Below are 7,587 nucleotides of genomic sequence, written 5' to 3' on the forward strand. Positions count from 1 at the left end.
CACGACGCCGGCGGGGTTGACGGCGTCGTGGCCGTCTGCCGCCACCTCGACGAGCCGCTCGCCGCCGTCGTAGGTCGAGGAGGTCGCGCAGGCGACCGTCACGAGACCGGCGGCAAGGCGCTGGTTGAGGTGCGAGCGCAGCGAGCCTCGAAACCAACCCTCCTCGCCATCTGCGCCGACGTGCGCGACCCCGGCAACGCCGGCACGGTCATCCGCTGCGCCGACGCGGCCGGTGCCGACGGGATCGTCCTCGCGGGCGACTCGGTCGACGCCTACAACCCCAAGACGGTCCGGGCGAGCGTGGGCAGCCTGTTCCACGTCCCGTTCGCGATCGAGCGTGACCCCGCGGTCGCCGTACGCACGGCGCAGGAGGCCGGGCTCACCGTGCTGGCCGCCGACGGCGGGGGAGAGATCGACCTGTTCGAGGCCGACGACCTGCTCGCCCGACCGACGGCATGGCTGTTCGGCAACGAGGCCTGGGGCCTGCCGGACGAGCTCGCCGCACTGGCCGACCACCGGGTCCGGATCCCCATCCACGGCCGCGCCGAGAGCCTCAACCTCGCCACGGCAGCGGCGCTCTGCCTCTACGCCGGCGCCCGCGCCCAGCGGCACTAGCATCGGGCGCATGCCGCACGACGCCCTCGACGCGCTGCCCGACGGCGTCGTGCTCGCCGGACCCGACGGACGGGTCCTCGTCACCAATGCCGTGGCCCGGCGGATGCTCGGGATCACCGAGGACCTCACCGGGGTCCCGCTGCTGGCGGTGCTGGCGCTCAGCGACCACGACGGCAACGGGTGGGTCGAGTGCAACGACCCCTACGGCGGGTTGACGACGCGGACGGCCGTGCCCGAGCAGTCGTGGTTGCTGCCCGACGGCACCGAGGTGCTGGTGGCCGCGCGGCTGCACCGGGCCGAGCGCGGCGGTCCGGTCCAGACCGTCGCCGTGAGCCTGCGCTCGGGCCGCGGCCGCGCGCGCCTCGACCGGGAGCGCTCCGACCTGGTGGCGACGGTGGCGCACGAGCTGCGGTCCCCGCTGACCGGGGTGCGCGGCTTCGTGCACGCGCTGCTGAACCGCTGGGACAAGCTCAACGACGAGCAGAAGAAGCTGATGCTCACCACGGTCGCGGCCGACGCCGACCGGCTGACGCGGCTGATCGCGGAGCTGCTCGACGTCGCGCGGATCGACACCGGCCGGCTGCAGATGCACACCCGTCCCTGCGACGTGGTCGTGCTGACGGAGCGGGTGGTGGCGTCGGTCCAGCACGCCACGGCCACCCGGATCACCCTCGACGCGCAGGAGGTCCCGCTGGTGGCGGCCGACCCGGACAAGGTCACCCAGGTGGTGACCAACCTGGTCGAGAACGCCGTCCGGCACGGCGCGGGGGACGTGGCGGTCACCGTCGCGCCCGACCCGGCCGACCCGGCGTACGTCGCGATCAGGGTGGTCGACGAGGGCGAGGGCATCCCGGAGGAGCTGCGGCAGCGGGTGTTCACCAAGTTCTGGACCGCGAGCTCGGGGGGTGGATCCGGTCTCGGGCTCTACATCGTCAACGGCCTGGTGCGCGCCCACGGCGGCACCGTGACCATCGACGACCGGCCGGGCGGCGGGGCGATCGTGACGGTGACCTGGCCGGTCGTGGCGGCCTGACGACGGTCCACCCGGCGTTACCGGTTAGCAGCGGGGGGACGCGCCTTCCTAGACTGACCTCTTGTGTCCGGACCCAACAGCGATTACGACCCCGTGGAGGTTGCTGCAGTGCAGCCCGAAGAGGTCGACGCGGCCCGCGACGCGGCGCTCGCGGCGATCGCCGCAGCGACCGACCTCGACGACCTGAAGCGGGTCCGGATCGAGCACACCGGCGACCGCGCGCCGCTCTCGCTGGCCAACCGCGAGATCGGCGCCCTGCCGCCGCAGGCCCGCAAGGACGCCGGCCAGCGGGTCGGCCGCGCCCGGGGGCTGGTCGGCCAGGCGCTGGCCGCCCGCCAGGAGGTGCTCGAGGCCGAGCACGCCGCGCGGATCCTGGTGGAGGAGACGGTCGACGTCACGCTGCCGACCGACCGGCTTCCGCTCGGTGCCCGGCACCCGATCACGACGGGCTCCGAGCTGATCGCCGACATCTTCGTGGCGATGGGCTGGGAGGTCGCAGAAGGCCCGGTCATCGAGGCCGAGTGGCTGAACTTCGACGCGCTGAACCTCGGGCCCGACCACCCGGCCCGCACCATGCAGGACACGTTCTGGACCGCCGCGGCCGACCGTTCCGGCGCGTCCGACGACGTGCACGGGGCCGGCACGGGAGTGGTGCTCCGCACCCAGACCTCGCCGGTGCAGGCGCGCACGATGCTCAGCCAGGAGCCGCCGATCTACGTCGTCGCGCCGGGCCGGGTGTTCCGCACCGACGAGTACGACGCCACGCACAGCCCGATGTTCCACCAGGTCGAGGGCCTCGCCGTCGACGAGGGCATCACGATGGCGCACCTCAAGGGCACGCTCGACCACTTCGCCACCCAGATGTTCGGTGAAGGCGTCACGACCCGGTTCCGCCCGTCGTACTTCCCGTTCACGGAGCCGTCGGCCGAGGTCGACCTCAAGTGCTTCGTCTGCCTGGGAGCGGGCCGCGTGGACGGCACGAACCTCTGCCGCACCTGCAAGGGCGAGGGCTGGATCGAGTGGGGAGGCTGCGGCGTGGTCAACCCGCGGGTGCTCACGGCGTGCGGCGTCGACGCCGAGCGCTACACCGGCTTCGCGTTCGGCATGGGCATCGACCGCACGTTGATGTTCCGGCACGGCCTCGCCGACCTGCGCGCGCTGTTCGAGGGCGACATCCGCTTCTCGACCGCTTTCGGAACGGAGCTCTGAACCGGTGAAGGCCCCTGTCTCCTGGATCAAGGAGTACGTCGACCTGCCGGCCGACGTCACGACCGAGCAGCTCACCGACCGGCTGACCGACCTCGGGCTCAAGCTCGAGGCGATCCACGACGCCGCCGACGGCATCACCGGCCCGCTCGTGGTCGGCAAGGTGCTCACGATGGACGCCGAGCCGCAGAAGAACGGCAAGACCATCAACTGGTGCACCGTCGACGTCGGCCCAGAGCTGAACGCTGCCCACGGGACGGGCGAAGCCGGTCAAGGGGTGGGCATCGTCTGCGGCGCCCACAACTTCGAGCCGGGCGACCTGGTCGTGGTGATCCTTCCCGGTGGCGTGCTGCCCGCCCCTGACGGGCAGAGATTCGCGATCGCCGCCCGCAAGACCTACGGACACGTCTCCTCGGGGATGATCTGCTCCGCCCGCGAGCTCGGGATCGGCGACGACCACGACGGCATCATCGTGCTGCCGGCCGACGCCGGGGCGCCCGGTGACGACGCCTTCGACGTGCTCGGCCTGCGCGAGGAGGTCATCGAGTTCGAGATCAACCCCGACCGCGCGTACGGCCTGTCCCTGCGCGGCATCGCCCGCGAGGCGGCGCTGGCGTTCGACGCCCCGTTCCGCGACCCGGCCGAGCGCGACGTGCCCGCGGCCGACGGCGAGGGCTACCCGGTCGTCGTCGACGACCCGGTCGGCTGCCCGGTCTTCGTGGCCCGCACGGTGACCGGCTTCGACCCTGCCGCGCCCACGCCGGCCTGGCTCGCCGAGCGCATCACCCACGCCGGGATGCGCCCGATCTCGCTCGCCGTCGACATCACCAACTACGTCATGCTCGAGACCGGACGTCCGATCCACGGCTACGACCTCGACAAGCTCCAGGGTGCGATCCGGGTCCGGCGGGCGGCCGAGGGCGAGCGGATGACCACCCTCGACGGCGCGGAGCGCACGCTGTCGGCCGAGGACCTCGTCGTCACCGACGACTCGGGGATCATCGGCCTGGGCGGCGTGATGGGCGGCGAGACGACCGAGATGTCGGCGTCGACCACGAACGTCCTGGTCGAGGCAGCGCACTGGGACGCGGTGTCGATGTTCCGCACAGGCAAGCGCCACAAGATCAGCTCCGAGGCCGGCAAGCGCAACGAGCGCGGCGTCGACCCGACCATCTGCCCGGCCGCTGCCGACCGGGTGGTCGAGCTGCTGGTCGAGCTCGGCGGTGGCACGGCGGGCCCCGGCGTGACCGTGGTCGGCGAGCCGCCGGAGCAGCCCTCCATCCGGATCGGCTACGACCTACCGGCCCGGGTGAGCGGCATCGACATCGACGCCGACACAGTGGTCGCCGACCTGCAGGCGATCGGGGCGACGGTCGCCGCCGACGCCGACGGCATCTCGGTCACTCCGCCCCCGTGGCGCCCGGACATCACCGATCCTTTCGACCTGGTCGAGGAGGTGGTGCGGATCGTCGGCTACGACCAGGTGCCGTCGATCCTTCCCCGCGAGGCGACCGGACGCGGCCTGACCCGCGCGCAGAAGCTGCGCCGCCGGATCGGCCGCACCCTGGCGGGTGCCGGCTGCGTCGAGGTCGTGAGCTTCCCGTTCGTCGGAGACGCGTCCTTCGACGCGCTCGGGCTGCCCGCTGACGACGTACGACGCGCCACCGTGCCGCTCGCCAACCCGTTGTCGGCGGAGGAGCCGGCCTACACGACGACGCTGCTGCCGGGCGTGCTCAAGGCGGCCGCGCGCAACATCGGCCGCGGTGCTCCGGGCGTCGCGCTGTTCGAAACGGGGACGGTCGCGTTCCCGGTCGACCGCGGCCCGGCGCCGATCTACGGCGTCGACCGCCGTCCCGACGAGGCCGACCTCCAGAAGCTGTTCGACGCGCTGCCGCAGCAGCCGCTGCACCTCGGTGTGGTGCTGGCGGGCGAGCGGGAGCGGGCCGGCTGGTGGGGCGAGGGCCGGGACGCCGGCTGGGCCGACGCGATCGGGCTGGTCCGCCGGCTCGGCGGGGAGCTGGGGATCGCGGTCGACGTACGCCAGGCGAACCGGATGCCGTGGCACCCCGGGCGCTGCGCGGAGCTCGTGGTCGGTGGCGTCGAGCTCGGTCACGCCGGAGAGCTGCACCCCCAGGTGTGCACCCAGTTCGGCCTGCCGGCACGCAGCGCGGCTCTCGAGATCGACCTCGACGTGCTGATGTCGCACGCCACCGTGGTCGCGCCGGGACCGGCGTTCTCGTCGTTCCCGCTGGCGAAGGAGGACGTCGCCCTGGTGGTGGCCGACGACGTCGCGGCCGCGGCGGTCGAGGCGGNCGCGGCCGCGACGGTCGAGGCGGCGCTGCGCGAGGGCGCCGGTGACCTGCTCGAGTCGGTGCGGCTCTTCGACGTCTACACCGGCGAGCAGATCGGGGAGGGGAGGAAGTCCCTCGCCTTCGCTCTGCGGTTCCGTGCGCCGGACCGGACCCTCACGGAGGCCGAGACCGGCGCCGCGCGCGACGCTGCCGTCGCCCGTGCCGCCGAGCTGGTCGGAGCAGTGCAGCGCTGATCGCCCGGCGGGCCACGCCGACGACGCTCTCCTCGGGTCGTTCGGACGGTCGATGACGCAGCGGCCACGGGCCTGACAGGATGTGCGGCATGTCGCTCCACGACTCTCTGCGCGAGCTCGTCGCCGTCCGCGGTGCCGGCGTCGTCGACGAGGCGGAGGAGTTCCGCGGAGCCCTGGACGACTTCCTGGCCGAGGACGAGGCGACGGTCGGCGAGATCAACCTGCTCGTCGATGCCGTCCGTCTCGGAGCGGTCCGCCGGGTGCTCGACGTGCTCGACCACGGCGCGGCGCCCGAGGCCGCGGTGAGGGAGGCCGGCGCCGCCCTGGCCCGCGACCGCGGCACCGACGACCCGGCCCGGTCCTGCTGGGCGCTGGCCGCCCTCTGCTTCGCGCTGGGCAAGGTCGACGAGGAGCTCGTCCGCCTGTTCCGTGCCGACGCCGGGACGGTGTCCGCGCCGCAGCCGCCGACGGCACCGCACGGCCGTGCGCCGGCGCCGGTCGACCCGCCGCAGGACGTGACCGACCGGGCGCACACCCCGGTCCTCGGGGAGGACTCCGTGTCGTCGCGCCCGACGTCGACCATGCCGCCCGACCTGGGCCCGCACTCGACGTCGCCGAAACCGACGCCGCCGGAGACGGCAGCGGTGCAGCAGCCGGCGCCGCCGTACGTGCCGCCCGTGATCCCCGAGGAGCGTCGCTCCAGCAAGGCCGGCGTCTTCCTCCTGGTCGTGCTGGTGGCGCTCATCCTCGGTGGGCTCGTGGCCGCCGGCTTCATCCTGCTCCGTTCCGGGGACGACCCGACCGCGTCCGACGACGCCAGCGACAGCGGCGAACCGACGAGGACCAGGGACCCCAAGAAGCCGGACCCCGTCCTCAGCGACGACGAGATGCTGGTGCCCTACCGGGTCGGGGAGGGCGCCGACGCCGTCTCGATGATCTACGCGGTCAACATCGACGGCACGTCGCGGCCGATCACCGGGGGCCCGGTGCACGTGCTGCCGACGGTGTCGCCGGACCGTCGCACCATGACCTTCGGGCAGGGCCCGGTCCCGTTCGTCCAGATCCGGTGGGACCTCGAGTCCGCCGGCTTCGAGCCGTTCTTCCCCGACGCCGGCCCCTGCGCGCATGCGCTGCGGCCAGGGTGGAGCCTCGACGGAGAGCAGGTCGCCCTCGTCTGCACAGGGAACGACAAGGAGCCCGACGGGATCTTCGTCGCCGGCGCCGACGGGTCCGACCCGCAGCTGGTGGTCGACGATCCGCTGGTGGCCGGGTCGCCGACGTGGGTCTCGGACACCGAGTTCATCTTCGGGCTCAAGGAGAGCGACGCCGACGACGCTCCGGTGTCCTTCTGGCGCGGGTACGCCGACGGCCGGTCCGCGGAGCCGTTCGACGTGGGGGTGTCCGAGGGACAGGTCTCGCACGTCGACTGGTCGCCCGAGGCGGAGAAGCTGCTGTTCCTGGTCAGCTCGGCCGGTCCTGACGCGGACCAGGTGGGCTCGGTCTGGACGGTCAATGCCGACGGCAGCGACCCGCAGGTCGTCGCGAACGGTCTCTACGCCCACCCGGTCTGGTCACCCGACGGACGCTCGATCGGGGTGACGGTCGTCGACCTCGAGGCGGAGACCGAGGTGCTCGGCTACGTCGACCTCGACGACGCGGGTGCACCCGACGCCGCGCCGCACATCATCGAGAACCCGCCCGCGGGCGAGGTCGGGATCCCGGTCTGGGGAACCCGCTAACGCACCTGGGCTGCGAGGCCGGTGAGCGCCGCATCGAGGTCGGGCGCGACCACCAGCCCGTCGACGGTGCTCCGGCTCATGAAGCCGGCATCGGCCAGCCGGTCCAGGGTCGCGACGAGGGGATCCCAGAAGCCGTCGGTGTTGAGCAGGCCGACCGGCTTCGCGTGCAGCGACAGGGTCTGCCAGGTCCAGACCTCGAAGAGCTCCTCCAGGGTGCCCAGCCCGCCCGGGAGGGTCAGGAAGGCCTCCGCCCGCTCGGCCATCATCGCCTTGCGCTCGTGCATCGTCTCGACGACGTGCATCTGCACCCCGGGCTCGTGGAGGCGGCCCCACTCGCGCTCGACCATGAACCGCGGGATCACGCCGTAGACGCGGCCGCCCCCGTCGAGCACGCCTTGCGACAGGTGGCCCATCAGGCCGGACCCACCGCCGCCGTACACGAGCTCGAC

At 73.1% G+C, this 7,587-nt stretch carries 6 protein-coding genes; 5 read left to right on the plus strand and 1 reads right to left on the minus strand.

Annotation, left to right across the window (positions count from 1 at the left end):
• The 5 genes from H0488_RS20315 to H0488_RS20335 all read left to right on the plus strand — a co-directional run.
• On the plus strand, positions 1–615 hold a 615-nt coding region (locus tag H0488_RS20315; protein WP_183101047.1), incomplete at its 5' end, for a TrmH family RNA methyltransferase.
• Positions 616–625: 10 nt separating this feature from the next.
• On the plus strand, positions 626–1,648 hold the full coding sequence (locus H0488_RS20320; RefSeq protein ID WP_183101048.1) for a sensor histidine kinase: 1,023 nt from the start codon (positions 626–628) through the stop codon (positions 1,646–1,648).
• Between the two features lie 63 nt (positions 1,649–1,711).
• Positions 1,712–2,857 carry a phenylalanine--tRNA ligase subunit alpha gene (gene pheS / locus H0488_RS20325; RefSeq protein ID WP_183101049.1) on the plus strand — a complete coding sequence of 382 codons (1,146 nt, stop codon included), beginning with the start codon at positions 1,712–1,714 and terminating at the stop codon, positions 2,855–2,857.
• Positions 2,858–2,861: 4 nt separating this feature from the next.
• Positions 2,862–5,399 carry a phenylalanine--tRNA ligase subunit beta gene (gene pheT, locus H0488_RS20330; protein WP_183101050.1) on the plus strand — a complete coding sequence of 846 codons (2,538 nt, stop codon included), beginning with the start codon at positions 2,862–2,864 and terminating at the stop codon, positions 5,397–5,399.
• 89 nt (positions 5,400–5,488) lie between these two features.
• Complete coding sequence (locus H0488_RS20335) at positions 5,489–7,138, plus strand: TolB family protein (RefSeq protein ID WP_183101051.1); 1,650 nt, start codon at positions 5,489–5,491, stop codon at positions 7,136–7,138.
• Here H0488_RS20335 and H0488_RS20340 read toward each other — a convergent pair.
• Positions 7,135–7,587, minus strand: a 453-nt coding sequence (locus tag H0488_RS20340; RefSeq protein WP_183101052.1) for an LOG family protein, incomplete at its 5' end; no start/stop codon positions are given. The two genes, H0488_RS20335 and H0488_RS20340, sit on opposite strands and share 4 nt — an antisense overlap.

It is taken from the genome of Nocardioides pelophilus, assembly GCF_014180685.1.
Classification (GTDB): Bacteria; Actinomycetota; Actinomycetes; order Propionibacteriales; family Nocardioidaceae; genus Nocardioides; species Nocardioides pelophilus.

Excerpts from the sequence above, each read along its gene's own strand:
- H0488_RS20320 (WP_183101048.1), top strand. The coding sequence starts at position 626 with ATGCCGCACGACGCCCTCGACGCGCTGCCCGACGGCGTCGTGCTCGCC.
- H0488_RS20335 (WP_183101051.1), top strand. The coding sequence starts at position 5,489 with ATGTCGCTCCACGACTCTCTGCGCGAGCTCGTCGCCGTCCGCGGTGCC.